21 protein-coding genes and 1 tRNA gene are annotated in these 26,342 nt (G+C 70.0%); 7 read left to right on the forward strand and 15 right to left on the reverse strand.

What is annotated here, in order from left to right; genetic code table 11:
* Positions 1–32: 32 nt before the first annotated feature.
* From O7629_RS15585 to O7629_RS15610, 6 genes are all read right to left on the reverse strand, one after another.
* Positions 33–743, reverse strand: a complete 711-nt coding sequence (locus tag O7629_RS15585; protein WP_278170019.1) for an ABC transporter ATP-binding protein — start codon at positions 741–743, stop codon at positions 33–35.
* On the reverse strand, positions 733–1,551 hold the full coding sequence (locus tag O7629_RS15590; protein ID WP_278170020.1) for an ABC transporter ATP-binding protein: 819 nt from the start codon (positions 1,549–1,551) through the stop codon (positions 733–735). The genes O7629_RS15585 and O7629_RS15590 overlap by 11 nt, the downstream gene beginning before the upstream one ends.
* On the reverse strand, positions 1,544–2,653 hold the full coding sequence (locus tag O7629_RS15595; RefSeq protein WP_278170021.1) for a branched-chain amino acid ABC transporter permease: 1,110 nt from the start codon (positions 2,651–2,653) through the stop codon (positions 1,544–1,546). The genes O7629_RS15590 and O7629_RS15595 overlap by 8 nt, the downstream gene beginning before the upstream one ends.
* Positions 2,650–3,600 (reverse strand): branched-chain amino acid ABC transporter permease, encoded by a 951-nt coding sequence (locus O7629_RS15600; protein WP_278170022.1) that lies wholly within the window; start codon positions 3,598–3,600, stop codon positions 2,650–2,652. The genes O7629_RS15595 and O7629_RS15600 overlap by 4 nt, the downstream gene beginning before the upstream one ends.
* A gap of 99 nt (positions 3,601–3,699) precedes the next feature.
* Positions 3,700–4,863, reverse strand: a complete 1,164-nt coding sequence (locus O7629_RS15605; protein WP_278170024.1) for a branched-chain amino acid ABC transporter substrate-binding protein — start codon at positions 4,861–4,863, stop codon at positions 3,700–3,702.
* 266 nt (positions 4,864–5,129) lie between these two features.
* Complete coding sequence (locus O7629_RS15610; RefSeq protein ID WP_123602467.1) at positions 5,130–5,747, reverse strand: response regulator; 618 nt, start codon at positions 5,745–5,747, stop codon at positions 5,130–5,132.
* A gap of 106 nt (positions 5,748–5,853) precedes the next feature.
* Here O7629_RS15610 and O7629_RS15615 point away from each other — a divergent pair.
* The 3 genes from O7629_RS15615 to O7629_RS15625 all read left to right on the forward strand — a co-directional run bounded on the left by O7629_RS15615 (position 5,854) and on the right by O7629_RS15625 (position 8,555).
* A tRNA-Leu gene (locus O7629_RS15615) sits at positions 5,854–5,930 on the forward strand.
* Between the two features lie 135 nt (positions 5,931–6,065).
* Positions 6,066–6,626, forward strand: coding sequence for a LemA family protein (locus tag O7629_RS15620; protein ID WP_278170025.1), 561 nt, complete (start codon positions 6,066–6,068; stop codon positions 6,624–6,626).
* 3 nt (positions 6,627–6,629) lie between these two features.
* Positions 6,630–8,555: a M48 family metallopeptidase gene (locus O7629_RS15625; RefSeq protein ID WP_278170026.1), complete on the forward strand. Its 1,926-nt coding sequence runs from the start codon at positions 6,630–6,632 to the stop codon at positions 8,553–8,555.
* A 156-nt stretch (positions 8,556–8,711) separates the two neighbouring features.
* Here the strand turns inward: O7629_RS15625 and O7629_RS15630 are convergent, their stop codons facing one another.
* Genes O7629_RS15630 through O7629_RS15640 form a run of 3 tightly spaced genes read right to left on the reverse strand, consistent with a single transcriptional unit; the run spans position 8,712 to position 11,000 of the window.
* Positions 8,712–8,903, reverse strand: coding sequence for a DUF397 domain-containing protein (locus tag O7629_RS15630; protein WP_278170027.1), 192 nt, complete (start codon positions 8,901–8,903; stop codon positions 8,712–8,714).
* 35 nt (positions 8,904–8,938) lie between these two features.
* The gene (locus O7629_RS15635) at positions 8,939–9,649 is read right to left on the reverse strand and encodes an SDR family NAD(P)-dependent oxidoreductase (RefSeq protein WP_278170029.1); all 711 of its coding nucleotides are present in this window, start codon (positions 9,647–9,649) and stop codon (positions 8,939–8,941) included.
* 4 nt (positions 9,650–9,653) lie between these two features.
* On the reverse strand, positions 9,654–11,000 hold the full coding sequence (locus O7629_RS15640) for a transcriptional regulator (RefSeq protein ID WP_278170031.1): 1,347 nt from the start codon (positions 10,998–11,000) through the stop codon (positions 9,654–9,656).
* A gap of 484 nt (positions 11,001–11,484) precedes the next feature.
* Between O7629_RS15640 and O7629_RS15645 the strand changes: the two genes are divergently transcribed.
* On the forward strand, positions 11,485–11,847 hold the full coding sequence (locus tag O7629_RS15645) for a hypothetical protein (protein WP_278170033.1): 363 nt from the start codon (positions 11,485–11,487) through the stop codon (positions 11,845–11,847).
* On the forward strand, positions 11,841–12,464 hold the full coding sequence (locus tag O7629_RS15650) for a GNAT family N-acetyltransferase (RefSeq protein WP_347403730.1): 624 nt from the start codon (positions 11,841–11,843) through the stop codon (positions 12,462–12,464). Before O7629_RS15645 ends, O7629_RS15650 begins: the two co-directional genes overlap by 7 nt.
* A 116-nt stretch (positions 12,465–12,580) precedes the next feature.
* Here the strand turns inward: O7629_RS15650 and manD are convergent, their stop codons facing one another.
* Complete coding sequence (manD, locus tag O7629_RS15655) at positions 12,581–13,789, reverse strand: D-mannonate dehydratase ManD (RefSeq protein WP_278170035.1); 1,209 nt, start codon at positions 13,787–13,789, stop codon at positions 12,581–12,583.
* A 123-nt stretch (positions 13,790–13,912) separates the two neighbouring features.
* Between manD and O7629_RS15660 the strand changes: the two genes are divergently transcribed.
* Positions 13,913–14,920 (forward strand): LLM class flavin-dependent oxidoreductase, encoded by a 1,008-nt coding sequence (locus tag O7629_RS15660; protein WP_278170036.1) that lies wholly within the window; start codon positions 13,913–13,915, stop codon positions 14,918–14,920.
* 209 nt (positions 14,921–15,129) lie between these two features.
* On the opposite strand, the gene O7629_RS15665 is transcribed toward O7629_RS15660, so the two are convergent.
* Positions 15,130–17,502, reverse strand: coding sequence for a cellulose binding domain-containing protein (locus tag O7629_RS15665; protein WP_278170037.1), 2,373 nt, complete (start codon positions 17,500–17,502; stop codon positions 15,130–15,132).
* 138 nt (positions 17,503–17,640) lie between these two features.
* Positions 17,641–19,917, reverse strand: a complete 2,277-nt coding sequence (locus tag O7629_RS15670) for a beta-galactosidase (RefSeq protein ID WP_278170039.1) — start codon at positions 19,915–19,917, stop codon at positions 17,641–17,643.
* A 115-nt stretch (positions 19,918–20,032) separates the two neighbouring features.
* Between O7629_RS15670 and O7629_RS15675 the strand changes: the two genes are divergently transcribed.
* A complete protein-coding gene (locus O7629_RS15675) occupies positions 20,033–22,339 on the forward strand; it encodes a TIM-barrel domain-containing protein (protein WP_278170040.1) in 2,307 nt (768 codons plus the stop codon).
* Positions 22,340–22,419: 80 nt separating this feature from the next.
* Here the strand turns inward: O7629_RS15675 and O7629_RS15680 are convergent, their stop codons facing one another.
* The 3 genes from O7629_RS15680 to O7629_RS15690 are packed head-to-tail and all read right to left on the reverse strand — an operon-like array spanning position 22,420 to position 26,134.
* Positions 22,420–23,400: a carbohydrate ABC transporter permease gene (locus tag O7629_RS15680; protein WP_278170042.1), complete on the reverse strand. Its 981-nt coding sequence runs from the start codon at positions 23,398–23,400 to the stop codon at positions 22,420–22,422.
* Complete coding sequence (locus O7629_RS15685) at positions 23,397–24,434, reverse strand: ABC transporter permease subunit (RefSeq protein WP_278170043.1); 1,038 nt, start codon at positions 24,432–24,434, stop codon at positions 23,397–23,399. The genes O7629_RS15680 and O7629_RS15685 overlap by 4 nt, the downstream gene beginning before the upstream one ends.
* Positions 24,435–24,451: 17 nt before the next feature.
* Complete coding sequence (locus O7629_RS15690; protein WP_278170045.1) at positions 24,452–26,134, reverse strand: extracellular solute-binding protein; 1,683 nt, start codon at positions 26,132–26,134, stop codon at positions 24,452–24,454.
* Positions 26,135–26,342 lie beyond the last annotated feature (208 nt).

The following is a 26,342-nucleotide window of genomic DNA, read 5'->3' on the forward strand; positions in this document are numbered from 1 at the left end:
CGAGGGGGTGGTCGGGTCGTACCGGTGCCGGGTCAGGCGACACCGAGGTACGCCTCCTTGACGGCCGGGTCGTGCAGCAGGTCGGCGCCGGTGCCGGACTTGACGATCCGGCCGGTTTCCAGCACGTACGCGCGGTGCGCCCGGGACAGCGCCTGTTGGGCGTTCTGCTCGACCAGCAGGACCGTGGTGCCCTGCTGGTTGATCTCCACGATGATGTCGAAGATCTGCTGGATCAGCATCGGGGCGAGCCCCATCGACGGCTCGTCGAGCAGCAGCAGCTTCGGCCGGCTCATCAGCGCGCGGCCCACGGCGAGCATCTGCTGCTCGCCGCCGGACAGCGTGCCGCCGGGCTGCCTGCGACGCTCGGCCAGCCGGGGGAACAGGCCCAGCACCCGGTCCAGGTCGGCGGCGATACCGGCGCGGTCGCGCCGGGTGTACGCCCCCATGTCGAGGTTCTCCAGCACCGTCATGCCGGGGAAGATGCCCCGGCCCTCCGGTGCCTGGCACAGTCCGCGCCGGACCCGCAGGTCGGCCCGGAGCTTGGAGATGTCCTCGCCGTCGAAGGTGATCCGCCCGGCGGCGATCGGCCGGATGCCGGAGATCGCCCGCATGGTGGTGGACTTGCCGGCGCCGTTGGCGCCGATCAGGGCGACGATCTCGCCCTCGTTCACCGTCAGGCTGATGCCGTGCAGCGCCTGGATCCGCCCGTACAGCAGGCTGACGTCGTCGATCTCAAGCAGCATCGTCCGGCACTCCCAGGTAGGCGGCGATCACCCGGTGGTCGTCCCGCACCTCGGCGGGGAGCCCTTCGGCGATCTTCTTTCCGAACTCCAGCACCACGATCCGGTCGGTGACCCCCATCACCAGACGCATGTCGTGCTCGATCAGCAGCACGGTGACGCCCCGGTCGCGGATCTGCCGGATCAGTTGGAGCAGCTCCTCCTTCTCCGCCGGGTTGAACCCGGCCGCCGGCTCGTCGAGGCAGAGCAGCACCGGGCTGGTGGCCAGCGCCCGGGCGATCTCCAGCCGCCGCTGTTCGCCGTACGACAGGTTGCGGGCCATCTCGTCGATCCGGTGGCCGATGCCGACGAAGTCCAGCAGCTCGCGGGCCTTCTCCCGGCCGTCACGTTCCTCGCGCCAGTGCCGTGGCAGCCGCAGCATCGCCGAGATGACGCTGGTCTTGTGGTGGGCGTCCGCGCCGACCTGGACGTTCTCCAGGGCGGTCATCTCGGGGAACAGCCGGATGTTCTGGAACGTCCGGGCCATGCCCATCTTGGTGATCTGGTGGCGTTTCTTGCCGGTGATCCGCTCGCCCCGGAACCGGATCTCGCCCTCGGTGGGCCGGTAGATGCCGGTCATCGCGTTGAAGCAGGTCGTCTTGCCGGCCCCGTTCGGGCCGATCAGGCCGAGGATCTCGCCCTTGTAGAGGGTGAAGTCCACGTCGTCCAGGGCGACCACACCGCCGAAGCGCAGCGTGACGTGGTCGACCTCGAGCAGGGGTTCGCGGGTCGCGGCGCTCGGGCCGGCCCCGGTCGCTTCGGTGTCAGCCACCGACGGCCACCTCCTTACGGCGGTCCTTGAACTCGGCGGATCGTCGCCGGTTGGCGATCAGGCCCTGCGGCCGGAAGATCATCATGATCACGAGAGTCAGGCCGAAGACCAGGAACCGGTACTCGTAGAGTTCGATGCCGAACAGCTCGATGCCCCGGAAGCGTTCGATCAGGTACGCCACCAGGCCGCCGCCGACGATCGCGCCGACGATGTTGCCGGAGCCGCCGAGGATCACCGCCGCCAGGATGATGATCGAGTTGAGTAGCTCGAAGTTCTGCGAGCTGACGAAGTTCTGCTTGCCGGCGAACAACGCGCCGGCCAGCCCACCGATCGCCGCGCCCATGGCGAACGCCCACAGCTTGAACTTGAAGGTGGGCACCCCCATCAGCTGGGCGGCGTCCTCGTCCTCCCGGATCGAGACCCAGGCCCGGCCGACCCGGCTGCGGTTGAGGTTGCTGACCAGGATCACCACCACGATGATCAGGGTGAGCACCAGCCAGTAGTACGGGCGGGCGTCGAGTACGCCGAAGACCGGTTTGCCGTCGGCGTACTCGCCGGGCGGGTGCGGGATCTGGTTGAGCCCGCGCTGGCCCTTGAGGAACTCGGAGCTGACCGCGGCGATCCGGATCATCTCGGCGAAGCCGAGGGTGACGATCGCCAGGTAGTCGCCGCGCAGCCGCAGGGTCGGGGTGCCGAGCATCAGGCCGGAGATCATCGTGATGCCGATCGCCAGCGGAAGCGCCATCTCCCACTGCCAGAGCGTCTTCAGGTCGCTGCTGGGTGAGGTGAGCACCGCGACCGTGTACGCCCCGACGGCGAAGAAGCCGAAGTAGCCGAGGTCGAGCAGGCCGGCGAAACCGACCACGATGTTCAGCCCGACCGCCAGCAGCACGTAGATGGAGACGGTGAACAGCACCTGACCGAAGTTGGACTCGGTGGTCGGGATCGGCCCGAGGTGCTGGTAGAAACCTTCGTTGGGCAGGGCGTAGAAGAACACCACCACGGCAGCGATCAGCACCCAGCGGGTCCACTTGGGCATGTGGTGCCAGCGGTCGGAGAGCTGGCCGCGTGCGTCGTGCAGCTTGGTCCGCAGACTGGTCATACCCGCGCCCTCCCCAGGGATTCGCCGAGCAGGCCGGTCGGCCGGAACATCAGCAGGACGACCAGCACGGCGAAGGCCACGAAGTCCTTCCACTGCGTACCGAACAGGCCGGAGGCGTAGTTCTCGACCACGCCGAGCAGAAAGCCGCCGAGCAGCGCGCCGCGCAGGTTGCCGATCCCGCCGAGCACGGCTGCGGTGAACGCCTTGAGCCCGAGCAGGAAGCCGACACTGTAGGTGAGCACCCCGATGCGGACGTTGTAGAGCAGGCCGGCGACGCCGGCCATCAGGCCGCCCATCACGAAGATGATCATGATGATCCGGTCCTTGTTGACCCCCATCAGCGCGGCGGTGTTCGGGTCCTGGGCAACCGCCCGCACGCCCCGGCCCATTCGGCTGCGGTTGATGAAGAAGTCAAGGCCGATCATCATGCCCAGCGCCGCGACGACGGTCAGCACCTGCACGATGCTGACCGGCACGCCGGCGACGGTGAACCACGGCTCGTTGCTGACGATGGTCGGCAGGCCCTGCGGCAACCGCCGGGTGTAGATCCCGAACGCCTCGGCCATCACGATGGACGCGCCGATCGCGGTGATCAGGAAGGCCAGCGGCGGCGCGTTGCGCTTGCGCAACGGCCGGTACGCGACCCGTTCGACCAGGGTCGCGGTCGCTGCCGACGCCAGCGCCGCGGCGACCATCGCGATCAGGAAGTAGAAGACGATCTGGCCCACTCCGCTGACCACCGAGTCCTGGGTCAGGCCGAGCGCGCCCCAGGTCCACAGCGCGGCGAACGCGCCGGCGATGAAGACCTCGGAGTGGGCGAAGTTGATGAGTCTGAGCACGCCGTAGACCAGCGTGTAGCCCAGCGCGACCAGGGCATAGATGGCGCCCTGTGTCAAGCCGGTCGTGGTGAGCTCTCCGAAGTTCGAGAGCAGTCCGTTGACGTCCAAGGAGGGTGCTCCATCGAGGGCTGGGAAAAGAGTCGGGTGCGGCCGGGAGCGTGCTCCCGGCCGCACCCGCTAGACAGCTGATCTCGCCGATCGGGCGGATCAGGGCTTGGGGATCTCCTGGTCCGCCACGACCTCGCCGTCGACGACCTTGAACGCCCAGACGACAACCTGGTTGACGTCCATCTCGCCCTTCTCGTCGAACTTGTAGCTGGCCGCGACGCCTTCGCCCTCGTAGTTCTTCACCCACTCGAGCAGCGCCTCGCGGGTGGTGTTGCCCTCCTTGATGCCCTCGAGCATGATGTTCGCCGCGTCGTAGGCGGTGTCGCTGTAGGTGCCCGGCGGGCTACCGTGCAGCGCCTCGTAGTCGGCGGCGAAGCTACCGCGCGCCTCGGTGGCCGGCTGGCAGGGGCAGGTGAGAATGGTGCCCTCGGCGGCGGCCGCACCAGCCGACTCGACGAACGCCGGGTCGTTGACGCCGTCACCGGCAACCATCGTCGCGGTGATGCCCGCGTCGGTGAGCTGCTTACGGATCAGGCCGGCCTCCTGGTAGTAGCCACCGAAGAAGACCGCGTCCGCCTCCGAGGAACGCACCTTGGTGACGGTCGCGGAGAAGTCGACCTGCTTGCCCTCGCCCTGAACCTTGTCGGAGTCGACAACCAGGTCACCGAGGACGTTCTTGACCTCGTCGGCCAGCCCGGCGCCGTACGCCGACTGGTCGTCGATGACGAAGACCTTCTCCGCGTTCAGCACGTCGCGGATGTAGACACCGGCGGCCGGGCCCTGGCTCAGGTCGTTGCCGACGCCCCGGAAGAAGGTCGGCCAGCCCTGGTCGGCCAGGCTCGGCCGGGTCGCCGACGGAGTGATGGTGACCAGACCGGCCTCGGCGAACAGCGGGCCGGCCGCCTCCGACTCACCGGAGTACGCCGGACCGACGATGCCGAGCATCTTCTCGTCGTCGATGGCCCGCTGGGCCAGACCCGGCGCCTGGTCCGGGCTGCCCTGCGAGTCCAGGCCAACCAGCTCGACCTTGCAGTCCGGGTTCGCCTCGTTGTACTGCTCGACCGCGAGCGCGGCACCGTTGTTCTCGTTGATGCCGAGCGCCGCAGAGGGGCCGGTCAGCGCCCCGAAAAAGGCGATCTTGTAACCACACGCATCGCCGCCAGCTTCCGTAGTGTCGCCGTCGCCGCCGCCGCAGGCGGCGCCGCCCGCGACGAGCGCCATCATGGCGACGCCGCCGAGCACGCGGACAAGATTACGCTTCAAGGCTCGAAACCCTCCTAGATCCAATTGGCCCGAACCACCCACTGCCGATTGGCTCTTGCGGGAAGCACGCACCCAGCCGTTATCCCGGCCTTGGGGCGGGACGCTATCCCACCTGCCGGGCACGCCGTAAGGTTCAGGAAGGGCCGTTGACAAAAACGTTACGTAGCGTGGCCTGACTGCCCGTATGGCTGTAACACGAGACGACCGTCATCCCCCGACGTCGATGCCGGGGCAGCGGCTCACTGCTGCTGGCTGGCGGCCTCGGTTCACTGCTGCTGGCTGGCGGCCTCACCGGGCGTCTCGGCCAGGATCCGGTCGGCGACGTCGCGCATGGTCATCCGGTGGTCCATCGCCATCCGCTGGATCCACTTGAACGCCTGCGGCTCCGTCATGCCGTACGAGGTCATCAACATGCCCTTGGCCCGCTCGACGACCTTGCGGGTCTCCAGCCGGTCGGTCAGGCCAGCGACCTCGGACTCCAGCGCGGCCACCTCGGAGTAGCGGGACAGCGCGATCTCGATCGCCGGCACCAGGTCACTCTTCTGGAACGGCTTCACCAGGTACGCCATCGCACCCGCCGCCCGGGCCCGCTCCACCAGGTCCCGCTGGCTGAAGGCGGTGAGGATGACCACCGGGGCGATCCGGCCACCGGCGATCCGCTCGGCCGCCGCCAACCCGTCCATGATCGGCATCTTGATGTCAAGGATGACCAGGTCGGGCTTGAGCTCCTCGGCGAGCCGGACGGCCGTCTCGCCGTCCCCGGCCTCGCCGACCACGTCGTAGCCCTCCTCCAGGAGCATCTCCGCCAGATCGAGGCGGATCAACGCCTCGTCTTCCGCGATCAGCACCCGCCTGCGCTCGGCACCCGCCTGCGTGTCGGCCACGTACCCCTACCCCCAACGCTTGCCACCCGACACCCACCGGGTTGGGTGTCGCCGCCTTCAGCGTAGTAGGTAGGCTTGCCGTAGCCGGGCCCCAGACCCGACAAAGGTCCCCGTACTCCAACCGGTAGAGAGACGGAGCTCAAACCTCCGACAGTGTGGGTTCGAATCCCACCGGGGGCACCACCCGACCGGCCGGCACGCCGTCGTCGACCCGCCAGCCGCTGCGGATGTCCAAGACCAGGGTCACCGAGCACGCCGAGGGCGTAGGCTCGGCTGGTTATGGAGCTGGTCATTGCACTCTTTTGCATAATCTCGCTGGTGGTGCTGGTCTTCGCCGGGTACGGCGTGGCGGTGTACAACGGACTGGTCACCGCCCGTAACGCGTTCCGGAACGCGTTCGCCCAGATCGACGTACAGCTGACCCGACGCCACGATCTCATCCCCAACCTCGTCGAGGTCGCCAAGGGGTACATGAGACACGAACGTGAGGCGCTCGAAGCGGTGATCGCCGCTCGCGGCGGCGCGGTCGACGCGCAGGCCGCCGCGACCGGCAGGCCCGGCGACCCGGCCGCCATGCAGCAGCTCGCCGGTGCCGAGAACATGCTGACCCAGAGCCTGGGCCGGCTGTTCGCGCTCTCCGAGGCGTACCCGGACCTCAAGGCCAACCAGAACATGATGCAGCTGACCGAGGAGCTGACCTCCACCGAGAACCGGGTCGCGTTCGCCCGGCAGGCCTACAACGACGCGGTGATGGGCTACAACAACAAGCGGGAACGGTTCCCCGGCAGCATGATCGCGAACATGTTCTCGTTCGGCCCGGCCGCCCCGTTCGAGGTCGACGATCCGCAGCAGCGGCAGGCTCCCCGGGTCACCTTCTGATCGATGAACTTCTTCGAGCGCCAGCGTCAGGTCCGGCGGGTCTCCGCCCGGCTGGTCGTGCTGTTCGTGGCCGCCGTCGTCGGCATCGTGGCCGTGGTCGACCTCGCCGTCTTCGTCGTCTTCGACGGCGCGTCCCGGCAACCGGCCGCGCTCCTCGGCATGCTGGTGGTGACCAGCCTGGCGACCGTCGCTGTGATCGGCCTGGCGGCGCTGGTCCGCACCGTCACGCTGCGCGGTGGCGGCGGGCGGGTCGCCCGGGAGCTCGGCGGCGTACCGGTGCCGCCGGACACCACCGACCCGCAGCTGCGCCGGCTGCGCAACGTGGTGGAGGAGATCGCCATCGCCTCCAGCGTGCCGGTGCCGGAGATCTACCTGCTGGCGCGCGAGGAGGGGATCAACGCGTTCGCCGCCGGCTGGTCGACCTCGGACGCGGCCATCGCGGTCACCCGGGGCACCCTGGAACGGCTCAACCGCGACGAACTGCAGGGCGTCATCGCCCACGAGTTCAGCCACGTGGTCAACGGCGACATGCGGCTGAACATCCGGCTGATGGGGCTGCTGTTCGGCATCCTGTTCCTGGCGGTGATCGGGCGCGGGCTACTGCGCACCGGATTCGTCAGCGGTGGCCGCTCCCGCAGCGACAACCGGGGCGGCAACCCGCTACCACTGATCGGGCTGGCGATGATCGCCGCCGGGTACGTCGGTGTGCTGGTCGGCCGGCTGATCAAAGCGTCGGTGTCCCGGCAGCGCGAGTACCTGGCCGACGCGTCGGCGGTGCAGTTCACCCGGCAGACCGCCGGGCTGGCCGGTGCGCTCAAGAAGATCGCCGGGCTGCCCGCCGGGTCACAGCTGAAGAGTCCGAAGTCCGAAGAGGTCGGCCACATGCTGTTCGGGCCGGGTGGCAGGCTGACCGCGCTGTTCTCGACGCATCCACCGATCGCCGACCGGATCAAGGCACTCGATCCCAGCTTCGACCCGGCCGAGTTGACCACGCTGTCCCGGCGGTGGGCGGCGGCCCCGCCGTCCGGGCTCGCCGAGGACCGCGCGCTCGGGCTGACCGGCGGCGCCCCGGGCGGCGCCGCGTTGCCCGCCGACGACACCCGGGTGCCGATGGACCCGGCCCAGGTCGTCGACCGAATCGGCGCGCCGCCGGCGAGCGCCTACCAACACGCCGCCGACCTGCTCTCCCGGATCCCGCACGAGCTGACGGAGCGGGCCCGTCGACCGGACACAGTGGCACCGTTGATCCTCGGCCTGCTGCTGTCGGCCGACCCGCAGGTCCGCGCCGGCCAGCATGCCGCCATCACCCAGCGGTACGGCACCCCGTTAGCTGACGCCGCCTGGCAGGCCGGTGCGCGGACCGCCGGCCTGCACCCGATGCTGCGGCTGCCGCTGGCCGAGATCGCCTTCCCCGCGTTGGCGCAGCGGTCACCGGCCGAACGCGACACGCTCGCCGACGCGATGGCCACCCTGGTCCGGGCCGACGGGCGGATCAGCGTCTTCGAATACTGCCTGTCCCGGCTCGTCGGCGATGAGCTGCGCGAATCGCTGCGGCCATCGTCGCAGCCGGGCCACGGCCGGGGTACGCTGCGCGCCAGCCAACCAGCCGTACAGACGCTGCTCAGCATGCTCGCCCAGGCCGGGCACCCGGATCCGGCCGCCGCGCAGCGGGCCTTCGCCGCCGGTGCGGCGCACGCCCTGCCCCAGGCATCCGTCCGGTTCACCCCGCCTGCGGGCGGCGTGCTGGAGCTGGAATCGGTCTGGCCGCTCCTCGACGAACTGCGCCCGGTGGAGAAGTCCCGGCTGGTGGCGGCGGCTGTCGCGGTGATCGGACACGACGGGGTGATGACCGTGCCGGAGGTCGAGTTGCTGCGGACCATCTGCCTGATCCTGCACAGCCCACTACCACCACTGCCGGTGCCGGCCTGATCGCTCACAGCCTGCCCCTGAAGCCGCGCTCGTGACGACGTCCTCGCTGACCGACCTCGTACAGCCGTGATCCACAGCGTCTCTTCGACCCGACACGCCGGCGTGTGGTCAGCTGGAGCGCAGTGGATCACGGCACATGCGTCTGAAGATGGGCGGCTACCTCGTTACTCTGGCGAGAACGAGGAAGGCATCCCATCCGTGGGACGTGAAGAGCAACGTCGCCCCTTCCCGATCTTTGCTGTCTCGGACGGCGACGATTCCTGGGTAGTTGATTGCAACCTCGACACAGTTTCCTTGTGAGCTGCTTCGGCTGCTCTTCCGCCACTCCGCACCGGTCAGATCAGACATGATTCCTCTCCGGTTGACTTCCGCCTATCTCCTACCTACCAGGGTAGTAGCTTGCGGTTGTAGAAGAGGTCGCCGGTGGGTCCATCGTCGGGGAGCGTGGCCAGCCAGGTGAAGGTGTCGGCTGCTTCGCCGGGAGTGTGGTTGGCTTTTCCGTAGGCGAGGCGGGTGTCGACCTTTCCCGGCGACGCCGCGTTGACGAGGATGTTGTGCTCGTGTAGCTCTGCGGCGAGGATCTGGGTGAACGCGTTGACGCCTGCTTTGGAGACTCGGTAGGAGACGCTGCCGGTGCCCATTTCGGCGGACGTACCCATGTGGCTGGTGACGTTGACGATCCGGCCGTACCCGTTTCGCTTCATCTCGGGGATGGCGGCGGTGCAGCAGCGCCAGGTGCCGATGAGGTTCGCGTCGAGGGTCGCAGCGACCTTCTCCATGTCGGCCGCGCTGGCGGCCTGGCCTCGGTCGATGGCGATGGCAGCGTTGTTGACCAGGACGTCGAGCCGGCCGTACTGGTAGCCGACGTCGGCCATGGCGCGCGCGACGCTGGCGGGGTCGGTGATGTCGAGCTGGTGGCCGGAGGCAGGCAGGCCGAGGCCGGTCAGCTCTGTGGCGGTGCGCTCTGCGGCTTCGTCGCTTCTGGCGGTGACCACGACGTGGAGGCCGGCCTGTGCGAGCTGCTGGGCGATTGCTCGGCCGAGCCCTCGGTTGGCTCCGGTGACGACGGCTACCCGCTGGACGTCCGATGTCATGGTGCTATGCGACCAGACCCCGTACGCGTTCGTCCAACTCGCGGGTGGCGGGGGTGTCGTACTTGGTAAGGCGGCTGTGGATGCCCATCAGCCGGTGATGGTTCCGGAGCGAGCGGGTCTTCATGACCTCGGGCGCTGCGCGGTGCACGTACGCGCAGGCTTGTTCGACGTCGCCGAGGCTGGCGGTGACGCCCGCCCGCCAGATCAGATAGGTGGCGCGGTCCCGGCTGCGGGTCGTGGGTTGCAGGTCCAATGCTTGGGCGAGCCAGCGGTCGGCGTTCCGGTGGCGTTCGAGCATGAGGTAGCAGGCCGCGACCTGTGCGCAGTACTCGGCCTGGTCGAAGTAGCCGGCCCAGGTCGGGCCGGGCTCGTCATCAGCTCGGGCCATGTGCGTTTCCGCGCTGGTGAGACAGCGTTCCGCTGCACTGGCGTCGTTAAGGGCGGCGTGGGCTCGGGCCTTGCGGGTGGCGAACATCGCCAGCACCCGCGCGGGAGCATCCCCGGCTCCATCGACGGCGGCGGTGGCCAGTGCGAGTGCTTCCTCTGCCCGGTCGCTGTCGACCCGCTGCAGGCTCATGCACTTCAGAATGTTCGCGCCGGCGGTCCGATCGTCGGCGAGGTGCGCGGTGTGCAGCGCGGAAACCCAGTAGCGCTCGGCTGCGGCCTGGTGGCCGGCGTCGAAGCTGGCCCAGCCGGCGATCCTGCCGAGTTCGGTGGCGACCGCGAACATCCGTCGGCCGATGCTGTCGGCGTAGGAGCTGTTGCTCAACAGGTCGGTGACGAGTCGCAGCTCCGCGTCCACGACGTCACGGACGCTTCCGCCGCCGAGGAGCGCGTCGATCTGCCGGAGAGTGGGGAGGCGTTGCTCGAAGCAGTCGACGAGCGAGGCGTCGAGTGGGCCGCCGTCCAGCGCCGAACGCAGCGGTGGCGGATCAAGCGTGAGCCACTGCTGTGCGAGTGTCGCCGCCGCGCCGACACCGAGGATCATGAACCCGCGCCGATCCATCACTGCTGCTCCCGCCGTCTCTCTCAACAGCGTCAATCCGCCGTCGATCGTCCAAGGGGTGTCGGTGTCGATCCGCTGACCGACCGGTAGCCAATGGGGCCAGCCCAGCTCGCGGACCGCCTGTCGCGGTACGCCCAACTCGTCGGCGAGCGCGCACTGAGTTGCGAGGTCGGGCACGACGCCCCAACGCTCCCAGCGCCACGCTTTCTCGCGTCGGGCAGCGGTGTTCAGCCGCCGGGCGATCTTGTCGACCAGATCCTGCTGACTCCAATTTCGATCATGCCGAACGTAGGCGAGCGGGTGCACCAAGATTCGAGACTGGTTCTGGAAAGGATCGCTTCTCACGGTTCCCCTCTCGTCTCGGATCAACCTACCGGAGATCGTGACGATCGAGCCGCACTAAAAGGACGTTTCATGTTCGGTCGGGTGTGGAGACAACACCAAGACAACAGCTGACGGGTGGAACGTCGGTCCGTAGCAGCGCTTTGCTGAGTGAGCGTCAAGGCGCCCTACCAATAGCTGATCATGACATGAGGGCGAAGGCGCACCATCTTCACGATCTGACGGAAGGGCGTCCAGTGCCTCAGCTTCTCCTCTCCCTACTTGCGGGGATCATCGTTGGCTTCGTCGCGGGGTTCCTACTCAACGTTGCACGTCGCCGCTGGTGTCCGAGGTGTGGGGCGACGTTGCGGTGTCCGGAATGTATGCCTCGGCATTCGATGCGGTTCAGCCCCACCGGGCTGTCCGGCGCGGCCGGTGCCGGTCGGTCCGGGGCTGTCGGTCGGGCTGCGGTGGACGCGGCTCGGGTCAACCAGGGCCGGTGGTCGCGGTGAAGGGGCGGTTGCGGGACCTGGCCGCCGCCGGTGGTGGGGTGCTGGTCGTCCGGCACGACGGGCAACCTGGGGTCGGCCGGGTCGCGGGTATGGCGTACCGCGATGTGACCGGTGCGGCCCCGGCGGCCGACAGCGGCGGCGGTGGTCATATGGCGGTGCGGCCGTCGTGGTCGTGCGCCGGCTGCGGCGAATCATGGCCGTGTCTGGTGGCGCGGGTCGAGCTGGCGGGCGGGTTCGGGCCGGTCGCGTTGGCGACGTACATGGTGGAGCGGATGACCGAGGCGGCGATCGACCTGCCCGACGTCACGGCGGCCGAGCTGTTCGACCGGTTCCTGGTGTGGACGTGGCGGCCATGCTGACCGTACGGACCGCCACAGCCGTCGACGTCGAGCCGCTGGGAGAGCTGTTGGCGCAGGCATGCGTGCTGGACCCGGTGGTGGCGTGGCTGATCAGCGACCACGCACTGCGGTACCTGACGATGCACCAGTTCTTCACCGCCGAGCTGGAGTTCGGCGTACGGCACGGCATCGTCGACGTCGTCGGCCACTGCGACGGAGTCGCGATCTGGTACCCGCACCCGTTCGACCGGCTGCTCGCGGCGGAGCATCAACGGCGCAGGTTGCGGGCCTGCGGCGACCGGCACGGCCCGTACGCGCACTACACGTTCACCGCCGGCCGAGTGGAGCCGACAGGCCGGCACAACCATCTGGCGTTCCTGGCGGCGGCACCCTGGCTGAGACGGCGAGGCATCGGGTCGGCGCTGCTGGCCGTGCACCACGCCCGGCTCGACCGGATCGGCATGCCGGCCGTGGTCGAGGCGAGCAGCCCACGGTCCCAGGCGTTCTACCTGCGCCACGGCTACCGAATCGTCCGGGTGGCGCACCTGCCGGCCGGCGGCCCGCCGCTGTGGGCAATGCGTCGGGGCGGCGCACCACTCGACCAACCGCCCATGGCCGCAGCACTGCGTGTCGGCTGAGCCGGAAGAGCCGCACCGCTTCGTCGATGTGAGGCTGAGATACCTCACATCTGCGTCGTAGGGTGTCTCAGCCTCACATCGATGTGCGCTGGCGAGAACCGAACGGCCCGGTCGGGTCACCAGTTGTGCATCGACCCGTCGGTGAGCCGGTTGACCGGCAGCGACGCCGGCGCGTACGGGTAGCGCGCCGCCGCTGACTCGTCGATGTCGACGCCGAGCCCGGGTTCCTCGCCGGGGTGCAGGTAGCCGTCGGCGAAGTGGTACGAGTGCGGGAACACCTCGTCGGTGGCCTCGGTGTGCCGCATGTACTCCTGCAGGCCGAAGTTGGGGATGCTCAGGTCGACGTGCAGCGCGGCGGCCATACACACCGGGGACAGGTCGGTGGCGCCGTGCGAACCGCTGCGGACGTGGTGCAGCGCGGCCAGATCGAAGATCCGCCGCAGGTGGCTGATGCCGCCGGCCCGGACCACCGTGGTGCGGACGTAGTCGATCAACTGCTCGGTGATCAGCTGCTGGCAGTCGAAGATGGTGTTGAAGACCTCCCCGACGGCGATCGGCGTGGTGGTGTGCTGGCGGATCAGCCGGAAGCCCTCCTGCAGCTCGGCGGGGACCGGGTCCTCCAGCCAGGTCAGCCGGTACGGTTCGAGGTCCTTGCCGAGCCGGGCCGCCTCGATCGGGGTCAGCCGGTGGTGGGCGTCGTGCAGCAGCTTCAGGTGCGGGCCGAACTCGTCGCGTACCGCCGCGAAGACCTGCGGGGTGTGCACCAGGTAGCGCTCGGTGGACCAGGTGGTCTCGGTGGGGATCGCGGCGTCGGCCGGCTCGTAGAACATCCGGTCCTTGCCGACCCCGTACGTCGCCGGCAGGCCGGGTACGGCGGTCTGCACCCGCACCGCCCGGTAGCCGAGGTCGACGTAACGGGCCACCTCGGCGAGCACCTCGGGGACCGTCTCGGCGTTGGCGTGGCCGTAGACGGTGACCCCGTCGCGGCACCGGCCGCCGAGCAGCTGGTAGACCGGCAGCCCGGCGACCTTGCCCTTGATGTCCCACAACGCGGTGTCGACTGCCGCGATGGCGCTCATCGTGACCGGGCCGCGCCGCCAGTAGGCACCCCGGTACAGGTACTGCCAGGTGTCCTCGATCCGGCTCGCGTCCCGACCGATCAGCGTCGGTACCACGTGGTCACGCAGGTAGCTGGCGACGGCCAGTTCACGGCCGTTGAGGGTGGCGTCGCCGACGCCGGTCACACCGTCCGAGGTGACGATCTTCAAGGTGACGAAGTTGCGGCCCGGGCAGGTCACGATCACCCGGGCGTCCACGATCCGCATCGACCAGTCTCCTCGTCTGCGCGGCGGCCGGCTGCCGCTCGCCGCCGAGGTTAGCCGAACTGGCGATGCCGGAAGATCCGGGCGGCGGGAAGATCCGGGCGCGGCACCGGGTTGGGCACAGGTGTGATCGACGTACCGCTCTCCGTCCTCGACGTGGCCCCAGTCGCCGCCGGCAGATCCGCCGGTGAGGCGCTGCGGCACACCACCGAGCTGGCCCGCCGAGTCGAGCAGCTCGGCTACCACCGGTTGTGGGTGGCCGAACACCACAACATGCCCGCCATCGCCAGCTCGGCCCCGGCGGTGCTGCTCGCCCACCTGGCCGCGGCCACCTCAACGATCCGGGTCGGCTCCGGCGGGGTGATGCTGCCCAACCATCCGCCGCTGGTGGTCGCCGAGCAGTTCGGCACGTTGGAGGCGCTGCACCCGGGCCGGGTCGATCTCGGCATCGGCCGGGCCCCGGGCACCGACCAGGCCACCGCACTGGCGCTGCGGCGCACCATGGCCGGGCTGGGCGCCGAGACGTTCCCGCAGGAGCTGGCGACCCTGATCGGCTATCTGCGCGGCGACGCCGGACCGATCGCCGCGACCCCGCACGCCGGGCAGTCACCGGCGATCTGGCTGCTCGGTTCCAGCGGATTCAGCGCCCAACTCGCCGGCACCCTGGGTCTGCCGTTCTCCTTCGCACACCATTTCAGTGCGGCCAACACGCTGCCGGCGCTCGCGCTGTACCGGCAGCATTTCCGCCCGTCGGTGTGGTTGGACCGGCCGTACGCGATGGTCGCGGTCAACGTCGTCTGCGCCGAGTCGGACGAGCGGGCCGAGTGGCTGTCCGGCCCGGCCGCCCTGGCGTTCCTGCGGCTGCGCGCCGGGCGGCCGGAGGCACTGGTCAGCCCGGAGGAAGCGGCCGCCTATCCGTACACGGATCTCGAGCGGCAGTTCATCCGCCAACGCAACGAGGAGCAGGCGGTCGGCTCCCCCGACACGGTCCGGCGGGCGCTGCACGATTTGCGCGAGCGCACCGGTGCCGACGAGCTGATGTTGACCACGATGGTGTACGACGTCGCCGACCGGGTGCGCTCGTTCGAGCTGGTGGCCGGTGACCCGGGTCACCCCACGGACGGCGATCAATAGCCGGAAACAGGAGCTTCATCAGCTGGTCACCGCCGCGCGACGGTCCGCTGGCTATCGTCTTTGGCAGGTGATGGTTCGACGCACGAGATCACGCGTGGGGTGGATGTCGTCGCGTCCGCCGACGGGGGACCGGGTTCCGGTCCCCCGTCGGCGCGTCTACGGCCGCCGGCTCACTCAGTCGGCCGCCGGATTCCCCAGAATGTAGACATTCACCGCAAGTAGACGTTCGGCGTCGGTGGTGCCGGCATGTTGGCGCCAATGAAGAACGACGGGTGTGGCGGCTGGTTGTAGGCGGTGTTCTGCCAGGCGACCGCCACCCGGTACTGCGGGTCGTGCATCAGGGTGTGGATCCGTCGGTCGGTGGTGTGCGGGGTGGCGTAGATCCGCAACGCGCGGGAGTCGCTGGTCCGCCAGATGACCTCCTCCCGCCAGTCGCCGAACAGGTCGGCCGACAAAGCGGGGGTCGCCTTGGTGCCGTTGTTCGATGCCACCCCGGAGCCGGTCAACAGCCGGGTGTCGCCGGAGGTGCCGTACTTGTCGATCCGGGTCTGGTCGAGCAACTCCCGGACCGGGTCGCCGTCCCACCAGCTGAGGAAGTTGGCCGACGACGGCTTGCGTCCGACGTTGCCGCCGGTCGGCGAGCGCAGCCCGTCCACCGCCGACGACCAGGACTCGGCACCGGCGCTGCCGGCCCAGATGTCCGCCGACACGCCCCGGCCGTTGTCCCCGCCGGTCGGGGTCTGCCAGATGATCTGCCCGGTGCGGGCGTCGATCAGCGCCGACGACGGCTTCGAGCCGTCCTCCTGGACCTTGAAGTACTCCAGCCCGGACCGCCCCGGGTCTAGGTCACCGACGTGGCCGGCGTCGCCGTGGTTCAGGCTGGTGTTCCACAGCCCGCGACCGTTGTCGTCGATGGTGGCGCCGCCGAAGACGATCTCGTCACGGCCGTCGCGGTCGACGTCGGCGATGGACAGCGAATGGTTGCCCTGCCCGGCGTAGCTGCCGTTGCCCGACGAGTTGGAGTCGAAGACCCACCGCTGGGTGAGGTTGCCGTTGCGGAAGTCCCAGGCGGCGATGACGGTGCGGGTGTAGTAGCCGCGTGACATGATCAACGACGGTCGCTGGCCGTCCAGGTAGGCGGTGCCGGCGAGGAACCGGTCCACCCGGTTGCCGTACGAGTCGCCCCAGGACGACACGTTGCCCCGGGCCGGCACGTAGTTGACGGTGGAGATCGCCGCACCGGTCTGGCCGTCGAACATGGTCAGGAACTCCGGACCGGACAGCACGTAACCGGACGAGTTGCGGTAGTCGGCGCCGGAGTTGCCGATGACGCTGCCCCGACCGTCCCGGGTGCCGTCGGCGGTCTTCATCGCCACCTCGGCCCGGCCGTCGCCGTCGTAGTCGTACACCTGGAACTGGGTGTAGTGGGCGCCGGCCCGGATGTTGCGGCCCAGGTCGACGCGCCACAGCCGGGTCCCGTCGAGCCGGTACGCGTCGACATAGACGTTACCGGTGTAGCCGGACTGGGAGTTGTCCTTGGCGTTGGACGGATCCCACTTGAGCACGATCTCGTACTGCCCGTCACCGTCGAGGTCACCGACGCTGGCGTCGTTCGCCGAGTAGCTGTACCACTCCCCGGACGGGGTGGTGCCGCCCGGCGGCACCTGCAGCGGTACGTCGAGGTAGCCGTCGGCGAAGGTGAGCGACGCCGGGGACGCGGGCTGCTCGACGCCGCCGACCACCGCCCGGACCGTGTAGCTGGCGTTGGACGCGGCACCGGCGTCGTAGTAGTTGGTCGACGCGGTGACCGGCGACGAGGTGACCCGGGTGGAGCCACGGTAGACGTGGAAGCCGGTGCCGGCGGCCTCGGTGCCGAGCAGCCGCCAGGAAACCAGGTTGCCGGATCCGGAGCGGACGCTGATCAGCCCTCGGTCGAGGTCCTCCATCTGCTTGGCGCCGGGCCCCGGCGTCGGCGGCGGGGTGGTGGGCGGTGGCGCCGTGGTCGGTGGGGCGGTCGTCGGCGGGGCGGTCGTCGGGGGTGCCGTGGTCGGGGGTGCCGTGGTCGGGGGTGCCGTGGTCGGCGGGGGTGCCGTCGTCGGCGGGGGTGCGGTGGTCGGCGCGACGCCGCCGGTGCAGGTGGTCCCGTTGAGCGCGAAGGTCGTCGGGACCGGATTGCTGCTGTTGTTCCAGGATCCGTTGAAGCCAAACTCGGTGCTGGCGTTGGTGGCCAGGTTCCCGTTGTAGCCGACGTTGTCCGCGGTGACCTGGGCACCGTTCTGCGTCACCGCCGCGTTCCACGCCTGGGTGATCGTCTGCCCGGCGCCGAACGACCAGGTCAGCTGCCAGGAGGTGACGGGGTCACCGAGGTTGGTCACGGACACGCTGGCGCCGAAGCCACCGGGCCATTGGCTGGTGACGCGGTAGTCGACCGCGCAGCCGGCGGCTGCGGCGGCCGGCGACGCGAGGATCGTGGTGGCCACGCCGGCACCGGCCGCGGTGGCCACCGCGGTCGCGACGGCGAGCAGGGCTCGGCGGGGATTCCCGGGCTGGGACCGGGAACTGTTGGGAGGGACATTGCGCATGAGAGTCTCCGGGAGCAGAGGGCGGGCGGCAACGGACGGACGCCCGGCTGCCCGGCCGGGGCGTACGCCCGGTGGCGCTGCGCTGGATCGGTCGACCGCAGTGCGGCGGTCGTCGGTCGGCTCCCGTGCAGGCCAATGCTAGGGCAATCGCTTTCCTCGATCAATGTCGATGTCCATCGGAGCCCGGCGGGGTCCGTGTCGGCGGCCGCGGTCACCCACCGGTTGGTCCGGCTCCCGCAGCACCAGCAGCCCGCCCGCTGGCACCCGGACCCGACGAGCGCCCCGGCCGCGACCCGGTGTGCCGGTGACACCGGCCGAGCCGACCGGCCATCGGCCGGTCGACCGGCCGGAATCAGCCGAGCCGGCACCGACCGCCAGCAGGACCTCACCGGCGGGCAGGACGTCGCTGGCCACCATGATCTCCCCGGACGGCAGGACGCAGCCGGAGACCAGCACCTCACCGGTGGCCGCCACCACCGCTTCCTCCCGGCCATGGTTGAACAGAAACAGCCACCGGGTGGTGCCGTCCACCCGGCGTACCGCCTCCACCCCGGCGGGCGCGGCGGGCAGCACCGGTGCCACCCCGGCCTCGGCGGCGACCACCGCCAGCAGTTCCCGGTAGCCGTCGTCGTCCAGCCTGGTGGACAGGTACCAGGCGGCCCCGGCACCGACCGAGCGGCGGGTCACCGCCGGCTGACCGGCCAGCACGCCATCGACGTAGTTGAGCACCGGTTCGGCCCCGCGGGCCTCGACCCGTTCCCGCCACAGCCGTCCGATACGCCCGCCGGACAGCGGCGCGGTGCCGTCCGGACCGAGCGGCAGGAACTCCTCGCTGCGGACGCCGAGCAGCTCACGCAGGGCACCCGGATACCCGCCCAGCCGGACCCGGGCGTCGGGGTCGGCGACCCCGGACAGGTAGCTGACCACCAGTTGACCGCCGGCCCGTACCCAGTCGGCGAGGGTGTCCGCGACGGCGTCGTCCATCAGGTACAGCGCAGGCAGCACCAGCATCCGGTAGCCGGTCAGGTCCAGTGGTCCGGCCGCCGGGCAGACGAAGTCGGTGGTGATGCCGCACCGCCACAGCGCCCGGTGCGCGGCGGCCACCTCGTCGGCGTACGAGATGTGCCCCGACGGCAGCCCGGGATGCTGCAGCGCCCACCCGCTGGCGGCGTCCCAGCCGATCGCGGCCCGGGCCGTCACCGCGGCGGTGTCGGTCGCGGCAAGCAGCCGCAGCGCCTCGCCGAGCTGTACCGCCGACCGGAAGGTCCGGGAGTCGGCACCGGCGTGCGGCACCATCGCCGAGTGGAACAGCTCGGCACCGCCGCGCGGCGCCCGCCACTGGAAGAACATCGCGCCCCGGGAGCCGCGTGCGACGTGGGCGATGCTGTGCCGCAGCATCCGGCCGGGCTCCTTGGCGTAGGCGGTCCCCTCGGCGTACCGGTAGATCAGGTTGGGCGCGCTCTCCATCAGCAGCCAGGGCCGGTGCCGGCCGGCCGATGGCGGTGACCCGTCCCCGGTGACCGGGCGTGACCAGGACCGGGCGAGGTCGGCGGCGAGCGCGGTCTGTTCCTCGGCCCGGCCGTCGGTCTCGGTCGGATAGTGATCGACGGCGATCAGGTCGACCTCCCGCGCCCACCGGGCGTGGTCCACCGGGACCCAGTCACCGAACACATAGTTGGTGGTGACCGGCACGTCCGGCGTGTGTTCGCGGAGCAGGTCGCGCTGGTCACGATAGGCAGCGAGCAGTTCGTCGGACCAGAACCGGCGGAAGTCCAGCACCTGCGTCGGGTTGGTCAGGTACTGGGTGGCGCGCGGCGGGTCGATCTGCGTCCAGTCGGAGTAGCACTGGCTCCAGAACGCACCGGTCCACGCCTCGTTGAGCCGGTCCAGGTCACCGTAGCGCTGTCGCAGCCACCGCCGGAACGCGTCGGCCGCGTGCGGGCAGTGGCAGACCGTGCCGTACTCGTTGTGCACGTGCCACATCGCCAGCGCCGGGTGGTCGCGGTAGCGTTCGGCGAGCATCGCGGCGATGCGCCGGGCCGCGACGCGGTACGCGGGGGCGGCCGCGCAGTACGTGTCCCGGCTGCCGTGCCGCAGCCGCACCCCGTCGGCGGTGACCGGCAGCGCGTCGGGGTGGGCGAGGGAGAACCACGGCGGCGGCGAGGCGGTCGGGGTGGCCAGGACGACCCGGATCCCGCCCTGGTGCAGCAGGTCGAGTGCCCGGTCGAGCCAGTCGACGGTGTACTCGCCGGGGTGCGGTTCCAGCCGGGACCAGGCGAACACCCCGACGGTGACCAGGTTGACCCGGGCGCGACGCATCAGCTCGACGTCCTCGACCCAGGTCGTCTCCGGCCACTGCTCGGGGTTGTAGTCCCCGCCGTAGCAGAGCCCGTCGAGTCCTTTCGGCCAGCGCATCGGCGCTCCCTCCGACGTTGACAGTTTGTTGGATTACCAAAGAAACTAATTTAGTCGCCCCCAGGCCACTGGTTCCACCAGGGAGCGTCGAGCCCCGGACCGACGAGGAGAGCCCATGCCGTACCGTCCGCCCCTGGTCCCCCATGAGACATTCGTGGCCGACCCGCCCGACCTGCCGGTCCGCGCGCCCGGCGAGGAGGGCTTGTCCGCGCTGGTCCGGGCCGAGTTGCTGGGCACCGATGCGGCCGGGATCACCTGCAAGGGCAGCACCGCCGACGGTGAGACGCTGACGGTCGCGGTCAGCGCCGCCGGGGAGGGGGTGATCCGGGTCCGGCTGAGCGCGACGCCCGACGCCCGCAGCCGGTCGGCCCGGGCGCTGCCGCTGGTCGATCCGCGCCCGTACCCGGCCACGGTCACGGTGGCCGGCGACACGGTACGCGTCGACGCCGGAACGGTCGTCGCCGAACTGCGGCTCGACCCGTGGCATCTGCGGTTCCTCGACCGGCAGGGTCGGGTGCTGCTCAACCAGAACCGGGGCGAGCGCGACATCAGCGGCCGACTGCGCACCCTGCCGTTCGGCCGGTCCCTGGTCGACGGCTCCGTCGCCGCGTACCACGAGAGCTTCGACGCGCCCGGCGACGAACGCTTCGTCGGGCTCGGCGAGAAGTTCACCCGGCTGGACAAGCGCGGCCAGCGGGCGCTGATGTGGAACTACGACGCCTTCGGCAGCGAGTCGGACCGGTCGCACAAGAACGTCCCGCTGTACCTGTCCGACCGTGGCTACGGGGTGCTGGTCGACAGCGGCATGCCGGTGGAGTTCGACATCTGCTCCTCCACGCACAGCTGCGTGCAGATCCTGGTGCCGGACGACCTGATCGACTACTACGTGATCGCCGGCCCCACCCCCGCCGAGATCCTGGACCGCTACGACCGGCTGACCGGCCGACCGGTGCTGCCGCCGAAGTGGGCGTTCGGCACCTGGATCTCGTCCGGCTTCTTTGTGGACAGCCAGGAGAAGGTCCTGGAGCGGGCCCGGCGGATCCGTGCCGACGGCATCCCGTGCGACGTGCTGCACCTGGACTGCTACTGGCAGGCCGACGGCGCCTGGTCCGACCTGGCCTGGGACGCCACCAACTTCCCCGACCCGGCCGGCATGCTGGCCACCCTCGCCGAGCAGGGGTTCAAGGTGAGCCTCTGGATGAACCCCTACATCATGACCGGCAGCCCGGTCTTCGGGCAGGCCGACGCGGCCGGCTACTTCCTGCGCCGCCCGGACGGCTCCACCTACATCGCCGACGTCTGGCACGGCTCCTACCCGGTCTGCGGGATCGTCGACTTCACCAACCCGGCGGCCACCGAGTGGTTCACCGGTCTGCTGCGCGACCTGCTGCGGCAGGGCGCGATGGTGTTCAAGACCGACTTCGCCGAAGGGGTGCCGGCCGACGCGGTGGCACACAACGGGATGACCGGCGTCGAGCTGCACAACGTCTACACGCTGCTGTTCAACGACGCGGTCGCGGCGGTCACCCGGGAGGTCGCCGGGCACGGCATGGTGTGGGCCCGGTCGTCGTTCCTCGGCGGGCAGCGGCATCCGGCCCAGTGGAGCGGCGACGTCAACGCCACGTACCCGGGGATGGCCAGCACACTGCGCGGCGGGCTGTCGCACGGCCTGTCCGGCGTACCGTTCTGGAGTCACGACGCCGGCGGCTTCCACGGCACCCCGACCCCCGACCTGTACGTGCGGTGGGCGCAGTTCGGGGCGTTCTCGCCGCTGGTGCGCTTCCACGGCACCACCAGCCGGCTGCCGTGGGACTTTCCCGACGACGCCGCGCGGGACGCGGTCGAGGCGATCCGGCTGCGCTACCGGTTGATGCCCTACCTCTACTCGGCGGCGGTCACGGCCGCCCGCACCGGTGCCCCGATGATGCGGGCGCTGCTGGTCGACTCGCCGGACGACCCGGCCGCGTGGGGTGCCGAACTGGAGTACCGGCTCGGCACCGACCTGCTGGTCGCGCCGATGATCAATCCGGACGGGCGGCGGCACGTCTACCTGCCGGCCGGTGACTGGGTCGACCACTGGACCGGGCGGACCCACCCCGGCGGACGCCACCTGCCGGTCGAGACTCCGCTGGAGCGGATCCCGTTGTTCGTCCGGCACGGCGCGCTGATCCCGACGACCGAACCAGGAGACACCGTCGGCGACGGCCCGTTCACCGACGTGACCCTGGTCAGTTGGGGTGGCGTCAGCGCCGAGACGGTCGTCTGCGACGTCGACGGCGACACCACGGTCCGGGCGGTACGCGACGGCGACACGTTGCGGGTCGACGTCGACGGGCCGCTGCCGGTCCGCCGGGTCGAGGTCGTCGCGGTGACCGGCACCGAGCCACCCGCCACGGTGCTGCTCGACGGCGTACCGCTGTGAACAGCGCGGTGTCGGCCCGCCGCGACCGGGCGGGCCGGCGCCGCCGCAGACCGGGCCGGCGCCGCCGCGCGACGGGCCGGTCAACCCTTGATCGCGCCGGTGATGACGCCCTTGGTGAAGTGCCGCTGCACGAACGGGAAGATCACCACCGCCGGCAGTACGGTGATCACCACCACCGCCATCTTGACCGCCAGGGTCGGCGGGTACGCGGTGACCCCGGGTATGTTCACCGGCGCGCCAGTGACCGACGGCGACTGGCCGGCCAGGATGTAGCTCTGCAGCACCCGCTGGATCGGCCACTTGTCGTTGTCGTCAATGTAGAGCACCGCGTTGAAGTACGCGTTCCAGTAGCCGACGGCGTAGAACAGGCCGACGACGGCGATCACCGCCCGGGACAGCGGCAGCATGATCCGCCACAGGATCCGGAACTCCCCGGCGCCGTCGATGCGGGCCGCGTCGATCAGCTCGGCCGGCACGTTCATGAAGAACGCCCGGATCACCACCAGGTTGAACACACTGATCGCGGTGGGCAGGATCAGCGCCCACAGACTGTTCTTCAGACCCAGCCCGGTCACCACCAGGTAGCTCGGCACCATGCCGGGATAGATCAGGAAGGTGAGCAGGAACAGGAACAGCAACGGACGGTGCGCGACCGAGTCCTTACGGGACAGCCCGTACGCCGCCAGCACCGTCAGCACCAGGCTGAACGTCGTGCCGACGACGGTGACCAGGGTGCTGACCCACACCGCCCGGCTGATCTGACCGCCGGAGAAGATGTTCACGTACGCCGACAGGTCGATCTCGCGGGGGATCACCACCATGCCGCCGGTGGCGTTGATGGTCTCCCGCGACGCGAGGCTGGTCACCAGGACCGACCACAGCGGGAAGATCACGGCCAGCACCATCGCGGCGAGGACGAGCCCTTTGACGCCCTGGCCGACCGGGCTCGGCGGCTCCTCCCAGACCGGCCGGCCGACGCCGGGGCGCCGCCGGCGGGGCGGCTGGTTCACCGGGTCGAGCCTGGGTCGCCGCCCGGCGGTCAGGGTACGTGCGATGCTCACCTGGAATACACTCCCTGCTCGCCGAGGCGGTGGGCGAACTTGTTCGCGGCGATGATCAGCACCAGCCCGATGACGCCCTTGAACAGGCCGGCGGCGGCGCCCATCCCCCACTGCTGCGGGATGATCGCCTGGTAGTAGACGTAGGTGTCGAGCACTTCGGCGGCCTGCCGGCCGACCGCCTCACGCTGCAGGATGAACTGCTCGAAGCCGACGGTGAGCGCGTCACCGAGCCGCAGAATCAGCAGCAGGACGATCACCGGACGCAGCCCGGGCAGGGTGATGTGCCACAGCCGCCGCCAGCGCCCGGCACCGTCGGCCGCCGCCGCCTCGTAGAGGTTCTGGTCGATGGCGCTGAGCGCGGCCAGGAAGATGATCGCCCCCCAGCCGACGTCCTTCCACACCGACTCTGCGGTGACCAGCACGATGAACGTGTCCGGGTTGCCCATCACGTTGAGCGGGTCGAGCCCGGCGTCGCGCATCCGCTGGGCGAGCAGGCCGGCCCCGCCGAGCATCTGCATGAAGAAGGTGACCACCAGCACCCAGCTGAAGAAGTGCGGCAGGTAGACGACGCTCTGGATGAACCCGCGCACCCGGGTCGACAGGATGCTGTGCAGCAGGATCGCCAACAGGATCGGCAGCGGGAAGAAGAAGACCAGCTGAAACGCGGTGATGGTCAGGGTGTTGACCACCGCGTCCCAGAACGCCGGGTCACGGAACAGGGTCTCGAAGTTGCCGAACCCGATCCACTCGCTGTAGACGAACGCCTCGAACGCGTTGTCACCGACCCAGGGGTTGTAGTCCTGGAAGGCGATCACGTTGCCCAGGGTGGGCAGGTAGTGGAAGACCAGCAGCAGCAGCGCGGCCGGCGCGGCCATGAGCAGCAGCGGCCAGTCGCGGCGCAGCCGGGCCCGCAGCGGCACCGTCCGTCGGCGGGTGCGCCGACCATCCGGGGTACGGCGTGACCGGCGGTTGCCGTCCGGGGTGGGCTGGTCCGGCGACCGCCGGCTCCGGTCGTCGCCGGATCCGGCGGTCACGGACGTCTCGACCGAGGTCATCGATCGTTGTCTTCGAGCGCCTTGCGGAAGAAGTCGCGGCCCTCGTCACCGCCGCCGCTGCGCCACTCCTGCGTGATCTGCTCGAGGTCGCTGGTCGGCCGCCGACCACGCAGCACGTCGAGGATCTTGTCCTCGGTCGGCTGCTGCACCCGCGACAGGTTGGCCGGCAGCTCGAACTTGATCCCGGCCCACGGGTTCGGCTCCAGGTACTTCACCGTCTCGTTGGAGTAGCTGAGCAGGGCCTCGACGAAGCCGGGGACGTCGGCGGTCTGCACGATGGTCGGGTAACGCCCGACGATGAAGGTGTACTGGTCGGCGATCTCCTGCCGGCCCAGCTCGGTCAGCTCCGGGCTGCCGTCGGCGCTGACCGTGTGGTGCTGGTCGACGACGCCGTACTGGCGCAGGTGGTACTCCTCGGTGCCGAGCGGCGCGGCGCACCAGTTGAGCACCCGCAGGATCTCCTCGACGCGCTCCTTGCCCAGCCCCTTCTTGATGAACGTGTAGAAGATCGGCTTTTCCTCGCCCCAGGCGACCGGGGTGCTCTGCCCGTCGGCGGAGAAGACCGGCACCGGCCGCATGTCGAACGTCGGGGTGATCTGCCGCTGCTCCGAGTACATGCCGCGCCAGGCGCCGACGCCGTCCTCGTAGCAGACCATCTTGCCGCTGTTGAACAGCTGCTTGGCGTCGGCGGCGCCGCTGCTCTCCACGATGTCCGGGTGCACCAGCCCTTCGGCGAACAGTCTGGTGGTGAACTCCAGGGCCTCGCGGTACTCCTCGGTCTCGTACTTGAATTCCAGGCCGCCGCCGTCGGTGCGCCGCCAGCCGCCCTGCGAGCCGGGCACACCGTAGAACATCTGCACCATGTTGAAGATCGAGCCGAAGGCCCAGACGCCGTTGGCCGGATCGGTCATCGCCTTGCCGAACTCGTAGAGCTCCTCGATGTTCTTCGGGGCCTGCACGCCGGCGGCGTCGGTGAGGTCCTTGCGGTAGAACAGCGCGTACGGGAACGGGCCGTCGGTCGGCCACGGGACGGCGGCCAGCCGGCCGCCCCAGACGGCGTACTGCCAGGCCCCGGTCGGGAAGCTGGCCAGGTGCGGGTAGGCCAGCGCGGCGTCACCGGCGAGGTGGTCGGTCAGGTCCTCGAACAGCGCCGACACCGCGTCGGAGAACCGCGGGATCTTGTCGATCTCCCAGTTCGGGGCGCAGAGCAGGTCCGGCACGTCGCGGGCACCGAGGATGGCGCTCAGCTTGTCGGCGTAGGTGTTGCCGTCCTGGACGCTGAAGTCGATCGGCACGCCGAGCCGCTCGTTGACCGCCTGCAGGTAGGCGTTGCGGTCGATGCCGGGCGGGGTCGGCCCCCACCAGGGAGTCATCGCGGTGAGCGGTTCACCGCTGCTGCCGGGCGTCTCGGTGACCGCCCTGACCAGGTCGGTCGGGTACGTCAGGTAGCCGTCGGCGATCGGGCGTACCCCGGCGATGTCCGGGGTGATCAGCTCGACCGGCTGGTATCTGGGCAGAACCGCGCTGACCGCGTCGACGTCGGTCGCCGTGCCCTGGGTGCCGGCCGGCCGGCTGCAGCCGGAGAGAAAACCGCCACCGGCCATCGCGGTGGCACCCAGGCCGACCAGGCCCAGGAATCGACGTCGGTTGGTGGCCGCGCCCGCGAGGGATCGATCCACGGCGCGCTCCCTTCATATCGGCGAGCCAGGCATCCCGGCGACGGTGGGACGAACCAGCTCGAAATGGGGGTGTGGGGGTACGGTTTGCACGCTAGAGTTAGTTCGTCTGCTGACTAAACAAAGTAGCCGACGGTGACAGGTGCCACAAGGGAGGCCGACATGACGCGAACCGCCGGTGGCGGCCCACCCCGCGGTGACCGCCGCGACA

It is taken from the genome of Solwaraspora sp. WMMD792, from assembly GCF_029626105.1.
Classification (GTDB): domain Bacteria; phylum Actinomycetota; class Actinomycetes; order Mycobacteriales; family Micromonosporaceae; genus Micromonospora_E.

Bases quoted from the DNA above. Each gene is read 5' to 3' on its own strand.
- O7629_RS15675 (WP_278170040.1), top strand. From the start codon at position 20,033: ATGCCGTACCGTCCGCCCCTGGTCCCCCATGAGACATTCGTGGCCGAC.
- O7629_RS15670 (WP_278170039.1), bottom strand. From the start codon at position 19,917: ATGCGCTGGCCGAAAGGACTCGACGGGCTCTGCTACGGCGGGGACTAC.
- O7629_RS15595 (WP_278170021.1), bottom strand. From the start codon at position 2,653: ATGACCAGTCTGCGGACCAAGCTGCACGACGCACGCGGCCAGCTCTCC.
- O7629_RS15630 (WP_278170027.1), bottom strand. From the start codon at position 8,903: ATGTCTGATCTGACCGGTGCGGAGTGGCGGAAGAGCAGCCGAAGCAGC.
- O7629_RS15665 (WP_278170037.1), bottom strand. From the start codon at position 17,502: ATGCGCAATGTCCCTCCCAACAGTTCCCGGTCCCAGCCCGGGAATCCC.
- O7629_RS15650 (WP_347403730.1), top strand. From the start codon at position 11,841: ATGCTGACCGTACGGACCGCCACAGCCGTCGACGTCGAGCCGCTGGGA.
- manD (WP_278170035.1), bottom strand. From the start codon at position 13,789: ATGCGGATCGTGGACGCCCGGGTGATCGTGACCTGCCCGGGCCGCAAC.
- O7629_RS15635 (WP_278170029.1), bottom strand. From the start codon at position 9,649: ATGACATCGGACGTCCAGCGGGTAGCCGTCGTCACCGGAGCCAACCGA.
- O7629_RS15625 (WP_278170026.1), top strand. From the start codon at position 6,630: ATGAACTTCTTCGAGCGCCAGCGTCAGGTCCGGCGGGTCTCCGCCCGG.
- O7629_RS15585 (WP_278170019.1), bottom strand. From the start codon at position 743: ATGCTGCTTGAGATCGACGACGTCAGCCTGCTGTACGGGCGGATCCAG.